The sequence below is a fragment of the Streptomyces sp. NPDC005423 genome, from assembly GCF_040606415.1.
Classification (GTDB): domain Bacteria; phylum Actinomycetota; class Actinomycetes; order Streptomycetales; family Streptomycetaceae; genus Streptomyces.
Map to the genome: position 1 here is coordinate 68,676 of NZ_JBEXET010000016.1, position 23,024 is coordinate 91,699.

Consider the following 23,024-nt stretch of genomic DNA (forward strand, 5'->3'; position numbering starts at 1 on the left):
CCACTGAGAGGGACAGCATGACCAACGCCCACACCGCGCGGGACATCGACACGAGCAGGCCGCACTCCGCCCGCATGTACGACTACTACCTCGGCGGCAAGGACCACTTCGAGGTGGACACGCTGGCCGCCGAGAGCGTCGCGAAGGCCTACCCCGGCATCTTCGTCTGCGCCCGCGAGAACCGCGCCTTCATGCACCGGGCCACCCGCGTCCTCGCGCAGGAACACGGCATCCGGCAGTGGCTCGACATCGGCACCGGCATCCCCACGGAGCCCAACCTGCACCAGGTGGCGCAGTCCGTGGTCCCGGAGGCGCGGGTCGTCTACGCGGACAACGACCCGCTCGTCCTCAAGTACGCCGAGCGCCTGATGCGCAGTACGCCCCAGGGCCGTACCGCCTACATCGAGGCCGACGCCAACGACCCCGACTCGCTGCTGAACGCGCCCGAGCTGGCCGAGGTCCTCGACCTGGGCCGTCCCGTGGCCCTGTCCCTGAACGCGCTCCTGCACTTCATCACCGACGCCCAGGACCCCTACGGTCTGGTGAGCCGCCTGCTGGCCGTGCTCCCGTCGGGCAGCGCCCTGGCCCTGAGCCACTGCACTCCCGACTTCGACCCCCGGACCTGGGAGAAGGTCACCGCGATCTACACCAACGCCGGGACCCCGGTGCAGTTCCGCTCCAAGAAGGACGTGGCCCGCTTCTTCGACGGTCTCCAACTCCTCGACCCGGGGGTCTCGGTGGGCCACCGCTGGCGCCCCGGCGCCCCGGCGGGCGACGCGTCCACGGCGCAGCCGCCGACCGACGCCGAGGTCAGCCTGTGGACCGGGGTGGGCATCAAGCCGTAACCCCCTGGCCGTTGTTGAGACCGCTGACGGCTGCGGACGACTTCTGAGGACCGCTGCCGCTGAGGACCGCTGATCGTGTACGACGCCCTGGGTGCCCGGTCCGGCCGGGCGCGCCAGGGCGCGCGCTTTCCCCGGCCGGGGGACCGTGACCGGATCGGTCCGCCGCCGGACCCGATGCGGCCTGTCGCCGTCCCGGCCGCGGGGTCCACGCTGGGGGTATGACCCGAGCACTGATCGTCATCGATGTCCAGGAGTCCTTCCGGGCCCGTCCGCTGTGGGAGACCACCTCCGACCTGAAGATCGCCGACAGGGTGAACCGCCTGGTCGCGCTCGCCCGACGCGGCGGCGACCTGGTCGTCTGGGTGCTGCACTCCGAGCCCGGCAGCGGCGACGTCTTCGACCCCGCCCTCGGCCACGTCCGGCTGATGGAGGAGCTGGAGCGGGCCGAAGGGGAACCGCTGATCCACAAGACCTCGCACAACGCCTTCACCACCACCAACCTCCAGCAGCTCCTCACCGAGCGAGGTGTCCGCGAACTCACCGTCTGCGGCATCCGTACCGAGCAGTGCGTGGAGACCACCACCCGCGTGGCCAGTGACTTCGGCTACCAGGTCACCTTCGTCGTCGACGCCACCGCGACCAATCCCATCCCGCACCGGGACGCCCCCGCCGGCCGGAGCGTCGCCGACCTGCTGGCCGACCCCCGGACGCTCTCCGCCGAAGAGGTCATCCGCCGCACCGAGTACGCCCTCGCCGGACGCTTCGCCACCATCGCCACGGTCGACGAGCTGGAGGCCGTCGCCGGACCTGGGGCATGATGACCGGATCGTGAGCAACGTCGTCTTCTTCCTGGTGCCCGGAGTCCATCTGCTGGACCTGGCCGGCCCCGCGCAGGTCTTCTCCACGGCCGCGGGCCTCGGGCATCCCTACACGCTGTCCTACGTCGCCGAGCGGCCGAGGGTGATCAGCGCCCAGGGGCTGCCGCTGGTCGCGGAGATCGACTGGCCGCGGCTCGGGCCGGAGGACCTGATCGTGGTGCCCGGCTGGCGTTCCGTCACCCTGGCCGACTCGCCCGCCATCGGCGCCGCGCCGCTGCGGGCCCTGCGGGACCACCACGCCCGGGGCGGCACGGTGGCCAGCGTCTGCGCCGCGGCGGAGGCGCTCGGCCGGGCGGGGCTGCTCGACGGCCGCCGCTGCACCACGCACCACGACGTCCAGGACGAACTGGCCCTGCGCCATCCGCGCGCCCTGGTGGTGCGGGACGTGCTGTTCACGGCCGACGACCGGGTGGTCACCTCGGCCGGCATCGCCAGCGGCATCGATCTCGCCCTGCACCTCGTCGCGACCCGGCACGGGCCCGCCGTCGCGGCCCGGATCGCCCGGAGCATGGTCGTCTACGCCCGCCGCAACGGCCACGAACCGCAGGCCAGCGCGATGCTCCGGCACCGGTCCCACCTCGACGACACCGTGCACCGCGCCCAGGACCTCATCGACGGCCGGTTCGACGAACCGCTGCCGCTGTCCGCCCTGGCCTCCGCCGCCGGCGTCAGCGAACGCACCCTGACCCGCCTCTTCACCCGCGCCACCGGCCTCACCCCGCTGCGCTACCAGCAGACTCTGCGCCTCGAACGCGCCCAGCACCTGCTCAGCCACGGCGCGACCGTGGACGCCGCCGCCCGCTCGGTGGGCTTCGAGGACGCCCGCATGCTGCGCCGCCTCCGCGCCCGTACCGCCTGACGCGGCGGCCCGTCTCACTCCGGCGCGCCGGGCCCCGTCCCCCTGCGTCCGTCACCGCTCTGTCATTGCCGACTCTCTGGATGAGAGTGGACTTGCATAACGAGACCTGTTCCCTTACTGTCCTGAGAGCAAGCTCTTACGAAGGACCTGAAGGAGACGGCGATGAGCAAGGTTTCGGTGGTCGGCCCCGACGACGGCGAGACGATCCGCCTCGGCCCGGCCACGATGCGCATCCTCGAAGACGGCAGCACCACGGGACACCGGCTCGGGATCGGCGAGATCACCCTCGCCCCGCACACCCAGGGCCCGCCCCAGCACCGGCACGCCCAGCACGACGAGGGGTTCTACGTCGTCTCCGGCACCGTGCACTTCACGATCGGCGAGACCACGCACGTCGCCCCGGCCGGCACCCTCGCGATGATCCCGCCCGGCGCCCCGCACACCTTCGCCAACCTGGGCGACGAGCCGGCGGTCATGATCAACACCTTCACTCCGGACCTGTACGTGCGGTACTTCCGGGACTTGCGCGACATGATCGCCGGCGGCCGGCCGCTGACCCCCGAGTCGACCGTCGAGGCGATGCGCCCCTACGCCACGGTCCCCGCCACCGACTTCGCCTGATCCACCGGCTTCCCCTGTTCCACCGACCGCCCCCTGCGACTCCGAGGACAACCACATGCCCAGCACTGTCCGTACCGTCCACCTCCCCGCCGCCGACGTCGACGTCACCGTCGACGACCAGGGCGAGGGCCGCCCCTTCCTGCTGCTGCACGGCGGAGGCGGGCCGCAGACCGTCGCGGCGTTCGCCGGTCTGCTCGCCGCACCGGGCGACACCCGGGTCGTCACGCCGGTGCACCCCGGATTCGGCGGCACCGTCCGCCCGGAGTGGCTGACCGACGTGGCCACCCTGGCCCGGCTCTACGCGCAACTGCTCGAAGACCTCGACCTGACGGACGTCGTCGTCGTCGGCAACTCGATAGGCGGCTGGATCGCCGCCGAACTCGCCCTGACCGGCAGCGACCGCGTCAGCGGCGTCGTCCTGGTCAACGCGGCCGGCCTCCTCGTCCCGGGCCACCCCATCGCCGACACGTTCTCCCTCACCCCCGCCCAACTCTCCCGGCTCGCCTTCCACGACCCCGCGAAGTTCGCCGTGGACCCGGCTTCCCTGCCGGAGCCCGTCCGCGCGGCGATGGCCGCGGGCCGCGCCGCCCTGGAGGTCTACTCCGGCCCGTACGTCATGGAGGACCCGTCACTGGCCGAGCGGCTGGCCAAGGTGACCTGCCCGGCCCTCGTCGCCTGGGGCGCGAGCGACCAGGTCGTCGACGCCGAGTACGGGCGCGCGTACGCGGCGGCCGTCCCGGGGGCCCGGTTCGAGCTGATCGCGGCGAGCGGCCACATGCCGCAACTGGAGACCCCGGACCAACTGCTGTCCCTCGTCCGGGACTTCGCGGCCACGACCACCGCCGACCGGCTCTGACGGGAGGCGCCGTATGTACCGGTCCGGCAGGGGCGGACGGTCGGTGGTGCTGGCCGTCTGCTGTCTGAGCGTCCTCCTCGTCAGCCTCGACAGCACCGTCCTCAACGTCGCCCTGCCCTCCGTCGGCCGCGACCTCGGCTCCTCCGTCTCCGGCCTGCAGTGGACGCTGGACGCGTACACCATCGTGCTGGCCTCGCTGCTGACGGCGGCCGGTGCCACGGCCGACCGGGTCGGCCGCCGGCGGGTCTTCCAGCTCGGCCTTGTCCTGTTCACCACGGCGTCGGCGCTGTGCAGCGTCGCGCCGGGCACCGGGTGGCTGGTGTCCTTCCGCATGCTCCAGGCGGTGGGCGGCTCGATGCTCACCCCGGTCGCCATGGCCATCCTCGCCAACACCTTTCCCCAGCCCGCGGAACGGGCGCGGGCGATCGGTGTGTGGGGAGGCGTGGTCGGCGTCAGCATGGCGGCCGGGCCGGTCCTGGGCGGCGTACTGGTGCAGTGGGTGGGATGGCGTTCGGTGTTCTGGCTCAACGTGCCGATCGGCATCGTCGCACTGGTCCTGACCGCGCTCTTCGTCCCGGAGTCCCGCGCGGCCCACCCGCGCCGGGCCGACCCGGTCGGGCAGTCACTGGTCGTCGTGGTGCTCGGCGCCCTCGTCTACGCCATCATCGAGGCGCCCGAGGCCGGTTGGACCTCGCCGCTGGTCGTGGGGTGCCTGATCGCCGCGGCGGGCGCGCTGGCCGCACTCGTGCCCTACGAGACACGGCGGCCCGAACCACTGGTCGATCCCCGCCTGTTCCGCGCTCCGTCGTTCAGCGGCGCCACCCTGACGGCGGTCTTCGCGTTCGCCGCCCTCGGCGGCTTCCTGTTCGCCAACGCCCTCTATCTGCAAGGTGTGTTGGGTCTCAGTCCGCTGGCGGCCGGGGTGCGGCTGCTGCCGATGGCGGTGCCGGCGCTGCTGTGTCCGCCGCTGTCCGGGCGGATGGTGGGCAGCCGGGGCCCGCGCGTTCCGCTGCTGCTCGCCGGGGCGGGCATGTCGGCGAGTGGCGCGCTGGCCGTGTTCACGACCGCGTCGGCACACCCGTCGTACCTCCAACTGGCCATCACCTACGCGCTGTTCGGCGTGGGCTTCGGCTTCGTCAACGCGCCGGTCACGGATACGGCCGTGAGTGGTCTGCCGCGCGCCCAGGCCGGGGTGGCCGCCGCTCTCGCCGCGACCAGCCGGCAGGTCGGTTCGGCGCTCGGTGTCGCGGTGATCGGGGCGGCGGTCGCCGACGGGTCGCGGGCGTCGGCCTGGTGGATCGTCACCGGGTGCGGACTGGCCGTACTCGCCCTGAGCGGGGTGACCGCGGGGCGCCGGACGGCTCGGGAGGCGTCCGGCCCCGTGGACCGACACGACGGTGAACGGCCGCGCCTGGCAGCGGAGTCGGGCTGAGCGCGGGTAAAGAATGTGCATGGTCTAGTCCAAAGTGCCGCTTGGTCTAGTCCAACTCGTTGACGGGGGGCCGACAGGCCAGGAAGCTGGGGTGATCCCCCACTCCACTCCCCCACCGGAGGCACACCATGAGACGTCTTCGCCCATGTCTGGGCGCGGCGGCCGCGGTCGGGCTCGCCGCAGCCGGGGCGACCGCGCTGGTCGCGGGCAACGCCTCGGGCGCGACGACCGCGCTCAGCAACCGCTGGTACGCGGCGGCCCCTTATCTGATGCCGCTGGACAACGACCCGCCGGACGCGGCCGCCATCATGGACGCGACCGGCCTCAAGGCGTTCCAGCTCGCCTTCGTCCTCGCCCCCAACGGCGGTGGCTGCTCAGCCACTTGGGGCGGCACGGCGCCCGTCTCGTCGGACACCGCCGTCCAGTCCACGATCAACACCATCCGCGCCAAGGGCGGTGACGTCTCCGTCTCGATCGGCGGCTACGGCGGCACGAAGCTCGGCCAGGTGTGCGCGGACGCGGCCTCGACGGCGGCGGCGTACCAGCAGGTCATCTCCAAGTACGGCCTGCACGCCATCGACTTCGACCTGGAGGAGCCGGAGTACGAGAACACCGCGGCCATCAAGAACGAGATCGGCGCCGCGAAGATCCTCCAGCAGAACAACCCGGGTCTGTACGTCTCCGTCACCACGGCCGGCACGGCGGACGGCACCGGTTGGTTCGGCAAGCAGATGCTGCTGGAGGCGAAGGCGCAGGGGTTCACCCCCAACAACTTCTCCATCATGCCGTTCGACGGCGGCTTCAGCGGCGCGGCCGCGCAGACCGCGGCGCTCACCAACTTCAACTCCGTCCTCCAGTCCACCTTCGGCTGGAGCCAGGCGACGGCCTACGCGCACGAGGGCTTCTCGGGGATGAACGGGCGCAGCGACAGCGGCGAGTACTTCTCGCAGGCCGACTTCCAGACCGTGCTGGACTTCGCCACCAGCCACAACATGGACCGGTTCACCTTCTGGTCGCTCAACCGCGACCGCCAGTGCACCCCGGCCGACAACGGCGGCCGGACGTCCGGCACTTGCTCCAGCGTGGCGCAGAACGCGTGGGACTTCGCGAAGTACTCCGTGAAGTTCGCCGGGGTCACCCCGCCCACCACCACCCCCACCCCCACGCCGACCCCGACCCCGACGCCCGTCGGGTGCAAGGCCGCCTGGAGCTCGACGGCGGTCTACACCCAGGGCAACGAGGTCTCGTACGGCGGTCACAACTGGAAGGCCAAGTGGTGGACCCAGAACGGGGTGCCCACCGCCTCCGACTGGGGTGTCTGGCAGGACGAGGGAACCTGCTGACGCCTCAGCCCGTCAGGAAGTCGGCCAGACCCGACAGCAGCCGGTCGACGTCCTCCGCGCTGCTGTACGGCGCGAGGCCGAGGCGCAGGCCGCCGGTGTCGCCGAGGCCGAGCCGACGCGAGGCTTCGAGGGCGTAGAACGAGCCGGACGGGGCGCACACACCGCGCCGTGCCAGGAAACGGCAGGCGTCCACCGTGCTGTGCGCCTCGTCGTCGAAGGTGAGCAGCAGGGTGGGGGTCCGGTCGGCGGCCCGGGAGTGGACGGTGATCCCTCCGAGTTCGGACAGCCCCTTCTCCATCCGGGTGCGGAGCGTCTCCTCGCGGGCTTCGAGGGCCGCGAACGCGGTGGCCAGGCGCTGTCGCCGACTGCCCGTCGCGGCCGGGTCGAGGTCCGCGAGGAACTCGACGGCCGCGGTGGTACCGGCCAGCAACTCGTAGGGCAGGGTGCCGAGTTCGAACCGCTCCGGGACCCGGTCGGAGGAGGGCAGCAGCTTGTCCGGTCGCAGGGTCTCCAGCAACTCGGGCCTGGCGGCGAGGACTCCGTGGTGCGGGCCGAGGAACTTGTAGGGCGAGCAGACGAAGAAGTCGGCGCCGAGTCGCTCGACGTCGACGAGGGTGTGGGCGGTGTGGTGCACGCCGTCGACGTAGGCCAGGGCGCCGCGTTCGTGGGCCAGCCGGCAGATCTCCGTGATCGCGGGCCGGGTGCCGATCAGGTTGGACGCCGCCGTGACGGCGACCAGACGGGTCCGCGCGGAGAGGACGGAACGCACCTCGTCCAGGCTCAGTTCGCCGGTGGCGGGATCGAAGTCGACCCAGCGGACGGTGACCTGAGCCCGTTCGGCGGCCTGGATCCAGGGCCGGATGTTGGCGTCGTGGTCGAGGCGGGTGACCACCACCTCGTCGCCCGGCGCCCAAGTCCTGGACAGGGTGCGGGAGAAGTCGTAGGTGAGCTGGGTGGCGCTGCGGCCGAAGACGATGCCCGACGGGTCGGCGGCCAGCAGGTCGGCCATGGCCTGCCGGGCCGCCACCACGATGCCGTCGGCGTTGCGCTCCCCCGCGGTCTCGTGGCCCCTGTTCGACAGGGGTGCCGCCAGCGCGTCCGCGATGGCCTCGATGACCGGTGCCGGTGTCTGGGTGCCGCCGGGACCGTCGAAGTGGGCGGTGCCGGCGGCCAGCGCGGGGAACCGGGCCCGGATGGCGGCGATGTCGTACGTCACGAGAGGCTCCTGTCGGGACCGGACACCCGGGTCGGGGACCCAGGTGTCGACGGTGGTCGTCGAGGTCAGTCTTCCAGTGCGTGCCATCGCGGGGTGCGGCCCATCCCGCCCGGTCCCCGGCCTGTGCCGTCCGGGTCAGCCCTGGCGGGCCTTCCAGCGCGGGTCCCGCTTGTTGATCACGTAGGTGACGCCCTTGCGGCGGACCACCTGGGAGCCGGGCTTCGACTTCAGTGAGCGCAGTGAGTTGCGTACCTTCATGGCGGTGTTCTCCGTTCTGTGCCACCGCCGTCGCGGGGTGGTGCGACGGCGGTCACGGGTCAGACTCGGGCCGCGGCCTCGCGGCCGTAACGGCGCTCGAAGCGTTCGAGCCGTCCCGCGGTGTCGAGGACGCGCGCCCTTCCGGTGTAGAAGGGGTGGCTCGCGGACGAGATCTCGACGTCGATCAGCGGGTAGGTGTGGCCGTCCGCCCAGTCGATCGTGCGGTTCGCCACTGCGGTCGACCGGGTGAGGAAGGCGGTGTCCGCGGCGTGGTCGCGGAAGACGACCTGACGGGACTCGGGGTGGATGCGCGGCTGCATGCTCTGTCCTCTCCTGCGGCGCTCGGGGCGCGGTCTGCGGGGCGCCCTGTCGGGTGGGGCCGTCCGCCGCTGACGGACGGCCCGTGGGTCAGCGTTCCTCGCGGAACAGGACGTGCGTGCCGGCCACCGAGTCGTACTTGCGCAGGACCAGCCGGTCGGGGTGGGTCCGGCGGTTCTTGCGGGTGACGTAGGTCGCGCCGGTTCCGGCCGTCGACCGCAGGGTCACCACGGGCCGCACGTTGTTGGCTGCCATGGGGATTCGTTCTCCTTCCGTCCGGCAACCGGGGGTCTTCGGTCTCGATCCCCGCTGTCGGTTACATGCCATCCAACCGCGGAGGGTGCCTCCGTATTCCCCCTCGCCGCTGAGGGGATCGCCGGGGGCCGGACAGCGCGAGAGCCGGCCCGCGGACGCCGTGATCGGGCCTCCGCGGACCGGCTCGTCCCCGCCTCCGCGACGGGGAACTACGTCAGCGTGCGGCGCGTCCGCCCCTGCGGAGCAGGACGAACCCGCCGATCAGCAGCAGCGCCCCGAGGGCGGCCGGCCAGAGGTGCGCGCCGGTTTCGGCGAGGCCGCCGCCCTGGACCGCCTGCGGCTCGGTCTGCGGGGCGGCCACCGAGGTCTCCCCGCCGCCCGCCGTGATCGTCGGGTCCGGTGTCCGCACGGCGGTCCCCACCTCGCCGCCGGAAGCGTCGCCCGAGCCGCCCCGGGAGGGGGCCGCGGTGGCGGCGTCATGGACACCCGAGGTCTTGGTGTCGGCCTTGGGCTCCGCCAGGGTGGGCGTCACACCCTCCGCGGGCTCGGTCGCCGGGGCGCCGGGCCGGTCGGTCGCGCTCGGCGTGGCCGTGACGGTGTCGGACGGCTCGGCAGTCGGCTCGGCGGACGGCTCGCCGCCTCCGGTGCCGGGATCGGTCGCACCCCCGTTGTCACCGCCACCGACGTCGCCGGAGCCGTTGCCGCCTCCGGCGCCGTTGCCCGCGGTGGGCTCGGCCGGGGGCGTGGTCCCGCCCTGGTCTCCGCCGCCGGAACCCGAACCGGACCCGGCACCGCAGCGCCGCCCGTCGTTGATGCAGCCGACCATCTCCCGCATCAGGCTCTCGTCGAAGACGTTGATGAAGTCACCGTGGTCCGTGACCGGCTTGTGCAGCTGCTCCGGGAAGGAGTCGACCGCGAAGAACGGGACCGTGCGCCCGCCGTCGGCGAGGCTCGGCGCCCCCACGCCGTAGACGATGCGCTGGACCAGTTGCGGGATGGGCTCGAAGCCCTCGGGGCAGGCGCCGTCGGCGGTGGCGAACGCCACGTGGGTACGGTGGTTGGCGCTGTCGATGTTCCTGCCGTCCCAGCAGCTCTGGAACCTGAACGTGCGCACCACGTCACTGCCCTTGGGGCACAGCGGGTACTTGTCCTTGAGCTGCCGGTCCTCGAACCCGGTGCAGCTCCAGGAGGCGTTGGCGTTGGCCGGCCCGTTGACGAACGCCTTGGCGTCGCCGGTGATGATGCGCAGGAGGCGCGGCATCTCGGTGACCTTGCCGCGCGGGTTGCCCTGGAACGTCAGCGTGACCTGCTTGGCCGTGACGATCCGGCCCGCGTTGCCCTCGGTGCCGCCGCCGGGCGAGTTGGCGTCCCGCTCCTGGGTCCCGTTCTGCAACCGCAGGACGGGCCAGTAGTACGTGGACCTGTCGCCCTTGTCGGCACAGCTGGTGTCGGCGGTGGCCAGGTCCTGGTCACTGGCGAAGGCGTTGTTGGACTGGTTGCCCACGTAGTCGTGGAAGTGGTGGGCTCCGTTGGTGACACCCGGCGCGACGATGACGTTGTCCGAGTTGAACAGGCCGTTGGCGTTCACCCCGCACCTGGTGGTGAAGGTGCCCCGGGAGGCGTCCGCCTGCTGCTGCGGACTCCGCACGTTCGGCTGGACCGTGGTGATGTCCGCGTAGTCCGCGGCGACCGGGCCGTTGCCGGCCTGTCCGCCGTTGCCGGTCTGGCCGCCGTTGCTGGTCTGGCCCGCGGTCGGTTGGCCGCTCTGGCCCGGGCTGTCACCCTGCTGCTGGCCCTGGCCCGCGCCGTTCTGGTTGTCGGACGGGCGCAGGGTGCAGGCCGCGAGGTCGTCGAGGCCCTGGGGGCGCTCCCCCACGCGGTCGATGGCGACGGCGATGCGTTCGAGCGTCGCCGCGCGCTTCTCCTTCAGCGGACTCATGATCGCGCTGTCGGCGAAGCCGGCGTCCTGGCCGATGGCCTGCGCCGAGTTCTGGAGCTTCTGGTACGCCTCGGCCGTCTGCTGGTCGAGCAGGGCGAGTTCGGTGTCGACGTCCGACTTCGCGCCCTCGGGAACCGTGGTCAACCGGCTTCCGACGTCCGGGCAGTCGATCGTGCCGGCTCCCGAACTCCCGCCCGGCGCAGCCGAGTCCGTGTGCTGGGAGGAGTCGCCGCCCCGGCCGCCCTCGGCCGCGGAGGCGTACACGTTGGCCGCCACGAGGCCGCCGCCACCCAGCATCAGCGCGACTGCTGCCAGAGTCGCTCGTCGTGCGCCCGTGGGGCGTCTGCGCGTGTTGCGTCTCAAGAGAAGTGCTCCTACGCCTATCGGTCGGCTCGGCATGGAAATCCCCCCGACTCATACGGAGCGGGTGCGTGGCGCGTTCAAGCGAGCCACGAATTCACAGCGACCTCTTATGAAACGGCATCCTCACGCTGCTCCGAACCTCCTGCCGGGAGTTGGCGCGGCACCCCTCGACCAGCGGTGACCAGGGCCGTCGTCGGCGGCTGGACCGACGCTCGACGTACGGTAGAGGTAAAGGTCACATTTACGTATCGGACATATCGCGCTTCAACCTTCACACGAGGCACACACGTTGGCTAGGTTGGCGCCAGGCCGCACGACTTCCTCCGGCGAACGGCGCCGGGCCGCGCGGCCGGCGTTGAGTCCGGTACCGCCCCCCGTGGCGGCCGGAGCCGGGGACCCAATCGACTTGGGGTGAATCGGCCCAACTGTCCCCAGGGACAAGGGCCGTAGGGCACACCTTCCGTATCCACCCGCCCGAACCCGACAGCTAACCCGGTAGGCGCAGCACGGAGGGAGCACGTCTGCCATGGCGGCGGAATCCAGCGATCGGTCCGGGGTCAGCGGCCTCAGCACGGACGACCGACCCAGTCGGGAGGAGGTCGCGCGGCGGATCAACTCCCTCTACGACGCGGCCGAGACCGCCACCGGGAACTACAACGCCACGCGCGCCATGGCGGCCGGAGGACGCGGACGTCAGCGTCCCGCGGCCGCCGGCCGGCCGTCGAATCCGCCTCTCGACGCCGTCGCCCGGCAGTGGTTCGACGCGGCCCGCGCGCAGTTGGGCCCGAGCGTCCCGGCCGTGCTCCCGGCCGCCCGGAATCCCGCCCGAACGGCCGCTTCCCGGGCGGGCATTCCCGCTCCGCGCCGGAGCGGCGACGACGGCGGCCGTGACCGCGCGGCGGGCTCCCGGCCCGTGGCCGAGCTAACGGCGGGGCCGGTCGGCGCGGCTGCCTCCGGCGACGTACCGGAGCTGACGGCCGGACCGGCGATCGCCGCGCTGCCGCCCGCGTCACCGGCACCACGGACCGCCGAACAGGCGCTGCCGACAGCGACCACGCAACTGCCGCAGGCCCTTCAGGTCCCGCAGCCGCCACAACTCCCGGAACTGGCCCAGGAGTCCGGCCGTCAGGCGCTGCCCGCGGCCGCCGGGCCGCAGCAGGCCTGGACCGAGTACGCCCCGGACCGCGAACTGCTCTCCCAGTACGCCGCACAGCCGTGGGCCGCCGCCCCGGAGCTCAACTCCGCACCGGCCGCTACCACTTGGGGAGCGGTTCCGGAGCAGCCCTGGCAGCCCGCCCCGGACTTCGGCACCCAGTCGACGCCCACGCTCGCGAGTCAGTCGATGCCCGTCGTCGGCCTCCAGCCCGACCCCGGCTTCGGCAGCCAGCCCACCCCGGACCCCAATTCACCTTTCATGCCCGCCTACGGGACCCAGCAGGCCCCGGACTTCGGCACGCAGTCGATGCCGGTCCTCGGCGGCACGCAACCCGCCCCCGACTTCGGCACATCCGGCACACCGAACCTCGGATACGCGTCGGTCACCCCGGACTTCGGCACGCACTCCATGCCCGTCCTCGGCGGCACGCAACCCGCCCCCGACTTCGGCACATCCGGCACACCGAACCTCGGATACGCGTCGGTCACCCCGGACTTCGGCACGCAGTCGATGCCGGGGGTCGGTATGCAGGCGGCTCCCGACTTCGGTACGCAGTCCATGCCCGGCTTCGCGACCCAGGTCGCCCCTGAAGCGGCCTGGCAGTCGGCGCAGCAACTCGACTGGCAGCCGGCCCCCGAAGTCCTCTGGCAGCCCGCGCCGCAGGTGCCCCAGTATCAGCAACTCACCGACGCCGAAGTGGAGTTGGCCTTCCTGGCGGACCCGCTGACCAGCCCCTCGATCCCCGCGGTCGCCACGGCGACCGCGACCCCGACGGCGCCGGCGATCGCCACCGCACCCGTCGACACCGCCCCCGTTACCGGCGCGCCCGCTGTCAGCGCGGCCAGCAAGAACGCCACCGCCCTCGGGTTCGCCCGCGCCCAGATCGGCAAGCCGTGCCTGTGGGGCGCGTCCGGTCCGGACACCTACGACTGCGCCGCCCTCGTCCAGGCCGCCTGGCGGGCCGCCGGGGTCCTGCTGCCGCGTACGGCGCCGGAACAGGCGTTGGTCGGCACACCCGTCCCGCTCACCGACGTCCGCCCGGGAGACCTCGTCTTCTTCCACGGCGACGCCGGGCACGTCGGCCTCTACACGGGCAACAGCCAGATGATCCACGCGCCGGGTCCGGGCATGCCCGTACGCGAGGAGTCGATCTTCTTCGCGGGCCCGTCCGCGATCCAGAGCGCCGTACGGCCCGCGTGACGGGTCGCGTCCTGCCGTAGGACGTCGGGTGTTGAGCCCTGGGCGTTGCTGTCCGGACCGGAGGGACAGCGCGGAACGGCCGTCGGCCGGGGTGCTCGCGGCACCTCCGGCCGACGGCCGTCGACAGACACGCCCGACCTGGCCGGGAGCGGATGGACCGCTCGCGCGCCCCCGGGTGGTGGTCAGGACTCGACCGAGGCGCCCTCCAGCGCGGTGGCCGGAAGGGCCTCCTCCTCGCCGGCCGGGGGTCGGCGTACCGCCGGGATGGCGGCCGCGACCAGGGCGGCCAGCAGCGCGACACCGCCGCCGATCATCAGGCCGGTGCGGAACCCGCCCTCGGACGTGAACGTGTAGCCGCCCGCGGTGTTGGTCATCTGGGCCAGGACCACACCGATCACCGCCGCGCCGATCGAGGTGCCGAGCGAGCGCATCAGCGTGTTGAAACCGTTGGCGGCGGCGGTCTCGGAGAGCGGCACCGAGCTCATGATCAGCGCGGGCATGGAGCCGTAGGCGAGGCCGACGCCGCTGTTGATGACGATGCAGACGAGCATGAGCCCCCAGGCGGTGCCCATGAGGCCGATCGACAGGCCGTAGCCGGCGGCGATCACCAGGACGCCGCTGATCAGGGTGAACTTCGGGCCGCGTGCGTTGGTGAGCTTTCCGCCGAGCGGCGAGACGATCATCATCATGATGCCGCCGGGCGCCATCCAGAGACCGGCCGCCAGCATCGACTGGCCGAGTCCGTAACCCGTGGCTGAGGGGAACTGGAGCAGCTGCGGGACGACCAGCAGGCTCGCGTACATGCCGACGCCGACGAAGATCGAGGCGAGGTTGGTGATCAGGACCCGGGGGCGGGCCGTGGTGCGCAGGTCGATCAGGGGGTCCCGGGTGCGCAGCTCCCAGAAGCCCCAGGCCAGGAGGACGATCACGGCGGCGGCGAACAGGCCGAGGATCGTCGGCGAGCCCCAGCCCCAGTCGGCGCCCTTGGAGACACCGAGCAGCAGGCAGACCAGGCCGACGGCGAGGCCGAGCGCGCCGGGCGCGTCGAAGCGCTGGCCCTTGGCGCCGGCCGGTACGTCCGGGATCAGGAACCAGACCAGCAGGGCGACGACGACCGCCAGACCGGCCGAACCCCAGAACAGCGCACGCCAGTTGGCGTACTGGGCGATCGCCGCGGCGATCGGCAGACCGAGGCCGCCGCCGATCCCCATGGAGGCGCTGACCAGGGCGATGGAGGAGCTGAGCCGCTCCGCCGGGACCACGTCACGGAGCAGGGCGATGCCGAGCGGCACCATGCCCATGCCCATGCCCTGAAGGCCCCGCCCGACGATCATGGGGACGACGGAGGAGGAGAGCGCGCACACCACCGAGCCGGCGATCAACGGGACGGAGCAGACGAGCAGCATCCGGCGCTTGCCGACCAGGTCGCCGAGGCGACCGACGACCGGCACACAGACCGCCGCCACCAGCAGGGTGGCCGTGATCACCCAGGCGGCGTTCGAGGACGAGGTGTGCAGCAGCTGGGGCAGTTCGGCGATGAGTGGGGTGACCAGCGTCTGCATGATCGCCGCTGTGATGCCGGCGAAGGCCAGCGTGGCGATCACACCGCCCGCGCGGGCTGATGAGGGCTGGGGGGCGTCCATGACGGGACTCCTCGGCTTATATGTCGTTCGGACTGATGTGCATCGTACACATCATATGTATCGTCCCTGTTTTGTGGGCGGCACATACTCGCGTGCGAGGATGGAACCGGGCCGCCCGCCGAACGGGACGTACCGGCGGCCTCGGTGGACAGCAGGAGGCAGCAGGCGGATGGACGGCCCCACGCACGAGGTGGAGTACGAGCAGATGCTCCTCAGCCGCCACGGACTCCTGCAGCTCAAGGGCGGCCCCCGCAAGGACGGCGTCCTGGAGCGCAGCGCCTACATCCTGCTGAGCCGGATCCGGGTGCAGGGGCCGATGTCGATCGGCGAACTCAGCGACGCCTTCGGTCTCGACGCCTCCACCCTCAACCGGCAGACCGCCGCGGCGATGCGCTCCGGACTCGTGGAGCGCATCCCCGACCCCGAGGGCGGGATGGCCCGCAAGTTCCGGATCACCGCCAAGGGCGCACGGATGCTCGACGAGGAGCGCGAGGGTCTCGTGCACGCGCTGGACCGGATCATGGCGGACTGGTCCCATGACGACGTCGCGGCGTTCGCCTCGTTCCTGCGGCGCTTCAACACCGACATCGAACGGCTCGGCGGCCGTCCCTGGCCGCGGCCGTAGCGCCGCACAGCACGCTCGCCGCACGGGCTGTCGCGGCCGCACGACGGCCTTGGGGCCCCATAAGCTGGCCTTATGAGGTCATAGAGTGGACCCGCATACCGGGTAAGGCTTGCCTCAACTTAGGATTTCCGTCGAGACGCCTGTCCTCACTCGAAGGGAACCTGATCATGCCGCGCCCCCTGCGGGTAGCCATCGTCGGAGCCGGCCCCGCCGGGATCTACGCCGCCGATGCCCTGCTCAAGTCCGAGGTGGCCGCCGCGCCCGGTGTGTCCATCGACCTCTTCGAGCGGATGCCCGCCCCCTTCGGCCTGATCCGTTACGGCGTGGCCCCCGACCACCCGCGCATCAAGGGCATCATCACGGCCCTGCACCAGGTCCTCGACAAGCCCCAGATCCGTCTCTTCGGCAATGTCGACTACCCGACCGACATCAGCCTGGACGACCTGCGCACCTTCTACGACGCGGTGGTCTTCTCCACCGGCGCGACCGCCGACCGGGAGATGTCGATACCCGGCATCGAACTCGACGGCTCCTACGGTGCCGCCGACTTCGTCTCCTGGTACGACGGCCACCCGGACGTGCCCCGCAGCTGGCCGCTGGAGGCGGAGAAGGTCGCCGTCCTCGGTGTCGGCAACGTGGCGCTCGACGTCGCCCGCATCCTCGCCAAGACGGCCGAGGAACTGCTCCCGACCGAGATCCCGCCCAACGTGCACGAGGGCCTGAAGGCCAACAAGGCCTTGGAGGTCCACGTCTTCGGGCGTCGCGGCCCGGCTCAGGCGAAGTTCAGCCCGATGGAGCTGCGCGAGCTGGACCACTCCCCCAGCATCGAGGTCATCGTCGACCCCGAGGACATCGACTACGACGAAGGCTCGATCGCCACCCGGCGCGGCAACAAGCAGTCCGACATGGTCGCCAAGACCCTGGAGAACTGGGCGATCCGGGACGTCGGCGACCGCCCCCACAAGCTGTTCCTGCACTTCTTCGAGTCGCCGTCCGAGATCCTCGGCGAGGACGGCAGGGTCGTCGGGCTGCGCACCGAGCGCACCGCCCTCGACGGCACCGGCAACGTCAAGGGCACCGGCACCTTCAAGGAGTGGGACGTCACCGCCGTCTACCGTGCGGTGGGCTACCTCTCCGACCGGCTTCCCAAGCTGCCCTGGGACATCGACTCGGGCACCGTCCCCGACGAGGGCGGCCGGGTCATCGAGGAGTCCGGCGAACACCTCCGGTCGACGTACGTGACCGGCTGGATCCGGCGTGGTCCCGTGGGCCTGATCGGTCACACCAAGGGTGATGCCAACGAGACGGTCGCCAATCTGCTGGACGACCACGCCAACGGGCGTTTGCACACACCTGTTTCGCCCGAGCCGGCGGCCGTGGACGCGTTCCTCGCCGAGCGGAACGTCCGCTTCACCACGTGGGACGGCTGGTACCGCCTCGACGCGGCCGAGAAGGCGCTGGGCGAGCCGCAGGGCCGCGAGCGGGTCAAGCTCGTCGAGCGCGAGGACATGCTGAGGGCGAGCGGGGCGTAGCACGCACCACACCCGCGGCCGGAACACGGCGACGACGAGGGGTCCGGCGGTCCGCCGCCGGGCCCCTCGTCGCGGTTCCGCTCCGGCCGCCGAGGAAGGCAGAGGCGGTCGACCGCGCGTCGGACAGGGGCTTGCCGTAGCGCGCCCCGCCCGCAGCGCCGGACCGGGCCGCTCGGCGGAGTGAGCGGAAGTGACGAGAGGAAGTCAGCATGTCGAAGTGCTGTGAACCGGGTCACGACGGGTAGTTCTACTGAAACGCCTTTCACCGCGTGAACACCTCCACCGAAGGAATTGTGGTCTTGGCTCTCGCGTATCCTGACGTTCCGTCAGCCCGTCGGCCCGGTCGTACCTGGACCATCCGGATGACAGGCCACCGTGACCGTACCGCCTCCGTCAGCTGCTCCTCCGGGTGCGGCATGCCCGCCCGGTCGCGGGAGATCGCGGCCCTGCGGCGGTTCGCCGAAGCTCATGCCGCCGCGCACGCCAGAGCGGCCACCGTACGGCCCGACGCGGCCTGCGGATGCCGTCGGCAGCAGTGCGGCGCGCACGAGGGGACCCGCGTCGACTGCGCGGGCTCGGTCGTGCTCGTCCTGCGTCACGATCCCGCGATCGGCCAGGTGTGGACGCTCGCCGAGGTCTGCGCAGCCTGCGCCGCGCTGATGACCCACACCCGCGTCGTCGGACGGCCGCTGCCGCGTTCGCGGGCGGTCGTCGAGCAGCGGCCCGAGCCGGTGGCGGCTCCGGCCGCCGCGTCCACGCGGTTCGTGCCCGAGGGCTTCAGCGCTCCCATGGCCGACGCAGGCCCGCCGCCTGCCCAGCCGTTCCGGCGCAGAGGGCCGCGCCGGGGCTGAGACCCGGACCACGGGCGGCCGGACCCCGCCCCGAGCGAAAGGTGGGCGGGACGGGCTCTGAGCGGATGACGGCCGGACCCCGCCGCGAGCGAAAGGTGGGTGGGACCCGCCACGAGCCGAGGGCGGGCGGGACGGGCTCCGAGACGGACGGCGGACGGGTCCGGCTACGGCCTCCGTTGCGCGCGCTCGGCTCCGATCACGGGCACGGGTGCGCGCCTGTCGCCCTGGACGAGGGCCGCGCGCCCCGCGCGCGGGCGCGCACGGCCTTCGCACGGGACCCGGTCGCCTCACGCGCCGCCCGAGCCGCGCGACCCCCGCTTGACTCGGCATGATCCCAGGTGACGATACTGGGAACGCCCGCCGTCCCCGCCCGCAGACTGGCTCATGCTGAACTCCTCCGCCCTTCTCACCACGATCCCCCACACGGTGTGGCCGGCTCGTGGCCGCCGCCCCGGCTCCGACGCCGAAGAGGTCGTACGACGACGCCTTCGGCAGCTCACGGAGAGCGGCGTCGTCGACGACCATCAGGAACCGGGGGAGGGCGGCGCCGACGGCGGACCGGACACGGTCTTCGAGGCGCGCTGGCGGGTCGCCGACGGCGTGACCGTACGGGCCCGGCTGGCCGTCTCGCCGCGGCCCGAGGACGGGGACGGCCAGGAGTGGATCCTGGTGGCGGAGGCCGAGCACGCCTGGGAACCCGGCTGGCTCTCCCCCGCGACCGTGTTCTGGCCGGAGGACGAGGACGACCCGTGGGACCACGAGGCCGGGACCGGTCTGCGCTACCGGGACGTCAACGCCGTGCCCGCCGACGAGAAGGTGCTGCGCCGCCTCCTCAAGAACGGCGCGCGCGACGGCTGGGGCATCCACGTCGTCGTGCACGAGGCGATGACCCCCGACGAGCGCGGCCGAGGGCCGCTGACCCGGCTGCTGCCGCCGAGCCTGCGGCACCGGGTGATCGAGCACCGGGCCGCCCCGGACCAGCTGCGGTCGGTCAACTACGCCCTGCGCGAGTTCGACGTGGAGGTGCCGCGCGGCGGCGCGGTGGTGCTGCCCGGCCGTCCGGCCGCTCCCGACTACGACGTGCGCGACTTCTCGGTGCGCAGTGTCTTCCTGGACGGTTCGGAGCCCACCGAGGTCGTCAAGGCGCTGGTCCGCTACACCGATCTGGCGAGGCCGCTGCCCGAAGGGGCCGTCGAGGCCATCACGGCGCTGCGCGAGGAGTGGCGGCTGCTGACCCTGGAGGAGGAACTGGCCCATGAGCGCAGGCTCGTGGCCATGTACGCCGAGGCGCTGGAGGCGATGACCCAGTCCCGCGACCTGTACCGGGCCGCCGCCGACCGCGCGCACGAGGCCCTGGTCGCCTACCGGGAGTCCGGCGTGGACGGCGCCGGGCCCCGGCCCCCGTCCGCTCCGCCGGCCCCCGCGCCGTCCACGGGTTCCTCCCTGGCCCGGACCTTCGGCCGTCTCAAGGAGTCGGCCAAGGCCCTGCGGCCGGCTCCCGCGCCCGAGACCGGCGAACCCGGCACTCCGCCCTCACCGCCGGCTGAGCGGTAGCGACCCGGTCCCTGCCGCGGCAACCCGCGCACGTGGGCGGGGAGTTGGCGTCCGGAAGCGAACGGCACGGCCCCCGGTGGTCCGACGGGCCGGGTACCGGCGCACGTCATCGGTCGCGAACCGCCTCTCGTTTGCGCCCAGTTCGCTACCGCCGGCACCACGCGGGAGTTCCACAGGCGCCCGGACGTGATCGGAGCGTTCCCGGCAGCGGCAGCGGTGGCGCACCCCCGCGCACGCCAGGCGGCCGATCCGCGGGTGATGTCCTGTGCCGGGATGGCCACTCAGCGTGAGAACGTACGGCGGCCACGGACGACCCCGGCCGCCGTACGCGTGCCGTCTGCCGGGCGGTCGAGTGTGATGTTCCCAACCTCCGCGGTACGGACGCCGTTACCGGGAACCCGGAAACGTAGTCGAAGTACGGCCCAACGAAACCGGATCGAAGGAGGGGCGCCCGTGGATGCGACCACAGCGGTGATCGTCGTCGTCGCGGTGCTCGCGGCGGTGGTGCTCGGCGTTGCCGTGACACTGCTGGTGCGACTGGTCCGCACCCGCCGTGGCCTGCGGCGGGCCGGTCTGCCCACCGGTCCGCGCTGGGTGTTCTGGGGGGCCGTGCTCTACCTCGTACTGCCGACGGATCTGCTCCCCGATCCGATCTATCTGGATGACATCGGCGTTCTTCTCCTCGCCCTCCGCAGCATGCGCGCGGCGCTGCCCGAGCAGGCTCCGGGCCTGCCGAAGGATCCCTCCTGACAACGGCGTTGAGCGCGGTTCCTTTCTGTGACTACGCACAGTAAGGAAACCATTCACCCGTTCGATTCGTATAAGTCTCTGGAAACAGACGGAAGTCGGCGGGCCAAGCGAACTCGCACGGTGGCCACCGCCTGCATGAGGCAGTACCGACGAGGGAGAGACGATGCAACCGTTCGCGCTCAACTACGCCCGCCCGGCGGCGGAGTTGGAGGTCACGGCTCCGTACGTGTATGACTCCGGGCTGCAGTTGAACGTGCTCGTCGACGGGCGGCTCGCGGCCCGCGATCTCGCTCTGCTGAGAGAGCTGGGGACGACGACCTCGACCGCGGGATCGAAGACCCACTTCGACGACTGAACACGGAACGACGAACATGACCGTTCTGGTCCTTACCTCCGAAGTGGACGTCACGGCGGACATGGTGGTGATGCATCTGAACGCGTCCGGCGTTCCGGTGGTCCGCCTGGATCCCGCCGACCTCACCGGCGGGGTCGCCCTCTCCGGGGAGTACGTGCACGGCGCCTTCCGGGGCCATCTCTCCACGGCGGGACGGCTGGTGAGCCTCAGCGGGCTGCGCTCGATCTGGATGCGCAGACCCGGCACCCCGGCCACCCGGGGTCCGCAGCCCTCCGCCTGGCTGACGGAGGAGTCCTCACAGGCGCTCTACGGCATGCTGCGCGGTGTGGAGGTGCGCTGGATGAACCACCCGGACGCGGCTGGTCGCGCCCGGCACAAGCCCTGGCAGCTCCGTCTGGCGCAGCGCAGCGGACTGCCCGTGCCGGCCACCCTCATCACCACATTTCCGCAGGCGGCGCGGGAGTTCGCGGAGCGCTTCCCGGATCTGGTGGTCAAGCCCGTCTCCGGGGCCCACCCGCAGGATCCGCCGCGGGCGGTGCCGACCAGCCGGGTCGAGCCGAACGCGGACTTCAGCGCCGTGGCGTTCGGTCCCACGCTGCTGCAACGGCGGATCGTCAAGCGCGCCGACATCCGGCTGACCGTGGTGGGCGACCAACTGCTCGCCGCCCGGAAGGAGATCGCGCCGGACGCGGCTCCCGACGAGGTCGACGTCCGGTTCGCCGCCTCCGTCCGGCCGTGGTCGCCCGCCGAGGTCCCGCCCCGCGTCGCCGAGGCGGTCCTCGTCTATCTGCGGGAGGCCGAACTGGCGTACGGGGCCTTCGACTTCGCCGAGGACCGGGACGGTACCTGGTGGTTCCTGGAGTGCAACCAGTCCGGCCAGTTCGGGTTCGTGGAGGTGGACACGGGTCAGCCGATCGCGCGGACCATCGCGGAGTGGCTGGGCCGTCCCGCCGGGCGGCACGACATGATCAACGGCCGTGGCTCGAAGGCGGCCTGACGGGCTGTCGGGTGAGCAGGGTGCAGACGGCCTGCTCCTCCGCCGCGCGCAGGCGGCGGAGTAGGGCCGGGGTGCTCGCCGCGTTCACCTGGGTGCCGACGGAGAAGGTGAGGGCGCGCCGGCCGTCGGGGGTGGCGGCGATGAACTGGGTGTAGCCGGGGAAGTTCCCGGTGTGGCCGAGGACGACACCGCACCGGGTCTCGTAGCGGAAGATGGCGAGTCCGGCGCTGTTGCGGCCCGGTCCGGCCGGCTCGGAGGCGCCGTCGATCCAGTGCCGTTGGGCGCGCAGCGCGGCGGGCGAGGTGAGGGCGCCGGAGGCGTAGCCGGCGATGAAGCGGGTCAGGTCCCGGGGGGTGGAGATGATGCCGCCGGAGGCCCACACGCCGGAGACGCCGAGGGCCTCGCTGACGTCCTGGGGGCGGCCGGAGCCGCTCACGTCGTAGCCGTGCATGTACGGCCGCGGCATCTTGTAGCCCTGCGGCAGGCTGGTGTCGCGCAGGCCCAGCGGCCGGTACACGTACCGCCGCAGGAGTTCCTCGTAGCGTTGTCCGGTCGCCGCCTCGGCCATCAGGGCCACGGCGATGTTGTCGGAGTTGGAGTAGTGGTACCGCGTGCCCGGCCGGAAGCCCAGTGGTTCGCCGGCCACGAAGTCCAGCAGCCGGCGGGAGTCGAACCGGTGGTGCGGATCGGCCTTGACGATGCTGACGAACCGTGGACTCGCACTGAAGTCCGGTAGCCCGCTGGTGTGTTGGAGCAGTTGGCGCAACGTCACCGACCGCCAGGCGTGCGGCAGTCGGGGCAGCCGTCGGCCGATCGTGTCGTCGAGCCCGAGGCGGTGATCCCGCACCAGCCGCAGGGCCACCGCTCCGCTGAACGCCTTGCTGGTGCTGGCGGTCCGCGTGTGGTCGTCGGGGTCGATCGGGCGGCCGGTCGCGAGGTCGGCGACCCCGGCGCGGACGACGCGCTGCCGGTCGCCGTCCCGCAGGACGACGATCACGCCGGGCGGGCCGCCGGGGGCCGCGACCAGCCGGTCGAGGAGCTGCCGCAACGACGGGTCGTCGGCGGCTCTGGCCGGGGTGGCGAGGAGACCGCTGACGCAGAGCGCGGCCAGGGCGGGGACGAGACGGAGACGGAGGGCACGTCGCATGGAACATCCAAGGGGGAGCGCGGACAGGGCA

The 23,024-nt window shown here is 72.2% G+C and carries 22 protein-coding genes and 1 riboswitch; of the genes, 15 read left to right on the forward strand and 7 right to left on the reverse strand.

The genetic code is table 11. From position 1 onward, the window contains the following. Window positions 1-17 precede the first annotated feature (17 nt). From ABZT12_RS18850 to ABZT12_RS18880, 7 genes are all read left to right on the forward strand, one after another. Complete coding sequence (locus ABZT12_RS18850) at window positions 18-845, forward strand: SAM-dependent methyltransferase (protein ID WP_356385224.1); 828 nt, start codon at window positions 18-20, stop codon at window positions 843-845. Window positions 846-1,063: 218 nt separating this feature from the next. Next, the gene (locus tag ABZT12_RS18855; RefSeq protein ID WP_356385227.1) at window positions 1,064-1,663 is read left to right on the forward strand and encodes an isochorismatase family protein; all 600 of its coding nucleotides are present in this window, start codon (window positions 1,064-1,066) and stop codon (window positions 1,661-1,663) included. Window positions 1,664-1,673: 10 nt separating this feature from the next. Next, complete coding sequence (locus tag ABZT12_RS18860; protein ID WP_356385230.1) at window positions 1,674-2,582, forward strand: DJ-1/PfpI family protein; 909 nt, start codon at window positions 1,674-1,676, stop codon at window positions 2,580-2,582. A 162-nt stretch (window positions 2,583-2,744) separates the two neighbouring features. After that, complete coding sequence (locus tag ABZT12_RS18865; protein WP_356385233.1) at window positions 2,745-3,203, forward strand: cupin domain-containing protein; 459 nt, start codon at window positions 2,745-2,747, stop codon at window positions 3,201-3,203. 55 nt (window positions 3,204-3,258) lie between these two features. Next, window positions 3,259-4,059, forward strand: a complete 801-nt coding sequence (locus ABZT12_RS18870; protein ID WP_356385236.1) for an alpha/beta hydrolase — start codon at window positions 3,259-3,261, stop codon at window positions 4,057-4,059. Window positions 4,060-4,072: 13 nt separating this feature from the next. Further along, window positions 4,073-5,491 (forward strand): MFS transporter, encoded by a 1,419-nt coding sequence (locus ABZT12_RS18875; RefSeq protein ID WP_356385239.1) that lies wholly within the window; start codon window positions 4,073-4,075, stop codon window positions 5,489-5,491. 128 nt (window positions 5,492-5,619) lie between these two features. Further along, window positions 5,620-6,834 (forward strand): carbohydrate-binding protein, encoded by a 1,215-nt coding sequence (locus ABZT12_RS18880; protein WP_356385242.1) that lies wholly within the window; start codon window positions 5,620-5,622, stop codon window positions 6,832-6,834. 4 nt (window positions 6,835-6,838) lie between these two features. Here the strand turns inward: ABZT12_RS18880 and ABZT12_RS18885 are convergent, their stop codons facing one another. The 5 genes from ABZT12_RS18885 to ABZT12_RS18905 all read right to left on the reverse strand — a co-directional run bounded on the left by ABZT12_RS18885 (window position 6,839) and on the right by ABZT12_RS18905 (window position 11,117). After that, a complete protein-coding gene (locus ABZT12_RS18885; RefSeq protein WP_356385245.1) occupies window positions 6,839-8,050 on the reverse strand; it encodes a cysteine desulfurase-like protein in 1,212 nt (403 codons plus the stop codon). A gap of 135 nt (window positions 8,051-8,185) precedes the next feature. Beyond that, on the reverse strand, window positions 8,186-8,308 hold the full coding sequence (gene ykgO, locus ABZT12_RS18890; RefSeq protein ID WP_356385248.1) for a type B 50S ribosomal protein L36: 123 nt from the start codon (window positions 8,306-8,308) through the stop codon (window positions 8,186-8,188). Window positions 8,309-8,367: 59 nt separating this feature from the next. Then, entirely contained in the window at window positions 8,368-8,628 is a 261-nt protein-coding gene (locus ABZT12_RS18895) for a type B 50S ribosomal protein L31 (protein ID WP_356385251.1), read from the reverse strand. An 88-nt stretch (window positions 8,629-8,716) separates the two neighbouring features. Further along, window positions 8,717-8,881 carry a 50S ribosomal protein L33 gene (rpmG, locus tag ABZT12_RS18900; protein ID WP_356385254.1) on the reverse strand — a complete coding sequence of 55 codons (165 nt, stop codon included), beginning with the start codon at window positions 8,879-8,881 and terminating at the stop codon, window positions 8,717-8,719. Between the two features lie 214 nt (window positions 8,882-9,095). Continuing rightward, complete coding sequence (locus tag ABZT12_RS18905) at window positions 9,096-11,117, reverse strand: DUF1996 domain-containing protein (RefSeq protein WP_356385474.1); 2,022 nt, start codon at window positions 11,115-11,117, stop codon at window positions 9,096-9,098. 424 nt (window positions 11,118-11,541) lie between these two features. Further along, a riboswitch (cyclic di-AMP (ydaO/yuaA leader) is annotated at window positions 11,542-11,700 on the forward strand. Between the two features lie 9 nt (window positions 11,701-11,709). On the opposite strand from ABZT12_RS18905, the gene ABZT12_RS18910 reads away from it, so the two are divergent. Next, on the forward strand, window positions 11,710-13,539 hold the full coding sequence (locus ABZT12_RS18910; RefSeq protein WP_356385256.1) for an NlpC/P60 family protein: 1,830 nt from the start codon (window positions 11,710-11,712) through the stop codon (window positions 13,537-13,539). Between the two features lie 182 nt (window positions 13,540-13,721). Here ABZT12_RS18910 and ABZT12_RS18915 read toward each other — a convergent pair whose 3' ends face one another. Continuing rightward, entirely contained in the window at window positions 13,722-15,182 is a 1,461-nt protein-coding gene (locus ABZT12_RS18915) for an MFS transporter (RefSeq protein WP_356385259.1), read from the reverse strand. A gap of 169 nt (window positions 15,183-15,351) precedes the next feature. On the opposite strand from ABZT12_RS18915, the gene ABZT12_RS18920 reads away from it, so the two are divergent. The 7 genes from ABZT12_RS18920 (at window position 15,352) to tgmB (ending at window position 21,846) form a co-directional block, all read left to right on the forward strand. Continuing rightward, on the forward strand, window positions 15,352-15,807 hold the full coding sequence (locus ABZT12_RS18920; RefSeq protein WP_356385262.1) for a MarR family transcriptional regulator: 456 nt from the start codon (window positions 15,352-15,354) through the stop codon (window positions 15,805-15,807). A 167-nt stretch (window positions 15,808-15,974) separates the two neighbouring features. Next, window positions 15,975-17,339: an FAD-dependent oxidoreductase gene (locus ABZT12_RS18925; protein WP_356385265.1), complete on the forward strand. Its 1,365-nt coding sequence runs from the start codon at window positions 15,975-15,977 to the stop codon at window positions 17,337-17,339. Window positions 17,340-17,701: 362 nt separating this feature from the next. Beyond that, on the forward strand, window positions 17,702-18,190 hold the full coding sequence (locus ABZT12_RS18930; protein ID WP_356385268.1) for a hypothetical protein: 489 nt from the start codon (window positions 17,702-17,704) through the stop codon (window positions 18,188-18,190). 384 nt (window positions 18,191-18,574) lie between these two features. Then, on the forward strand, window positions 18,575-19,744 hold the full coding sequence (locus ABZT12_RS18935) for a hypothetical protein (RefSeq protein WP_356385271.1): 1,170 nt from the start codon (window positions 18,575-18,577) through the stop codon (window positions 19,742-19,744). 453 nt (window positions 19,745-20,197) lie between these two features. Next, on the forward strand, window positions 20,198-20,494 hold the full coding sequence (locus ABZT12_RS18940) for a YkvA family protein (protein ID WP_356385274.1): 297 nt from the start codon (window positions 20,198-20,200) through the stop codon (window positions 20,492-20,494). A gap of 163 nt (window positions 20,495-20,657) precedes the next feature. Further along, window positions 20,658-20,849 (forward strand): putative ATP-grasp-modified RiPP, encoded by a 192-nt coding sequence (tgmA, locus tag ABZT12_RS18945; RefSeq protein ID WP_356385277.1) that lies wholly within the window; start codon window positions 20,658-20,660, stop codon window positions 20,847-20,849. A gap of 16 nt (window positions 20,850-20,865) precedes the next feature. Continuing rightward, a complete protein-coding gene (tgmB, locus tag ABZT12_RS18950) occupies window positions 20,866-21,846 on the forward strand; it encodes an ATP-grasp ribosomal peptide maturase (protein WP_356385280.1) in 981 nt (326 codons plus the stop codon). Here tgmB and ABZT12_RS18955 read toward each other — a convergent pair. Beyond that, window positions 21,818-22,993 (reverse strand): serine hydrolase domain-containing protein, encoded by a 1,176-nt coding sequence (locus ABZT12_RS18955; RefSeq protein WP_356385283.1) that lies wholly within the window; start codon window positions 22,991-22,993, stop codon window positions 21,818-21,820. The genes tgmB and ABZT12_RS18955 overlap by 29 nt on opposite strands. Between the last annotated feature and the right edge of the window lie 31 nt (window positions 22,994-23,024).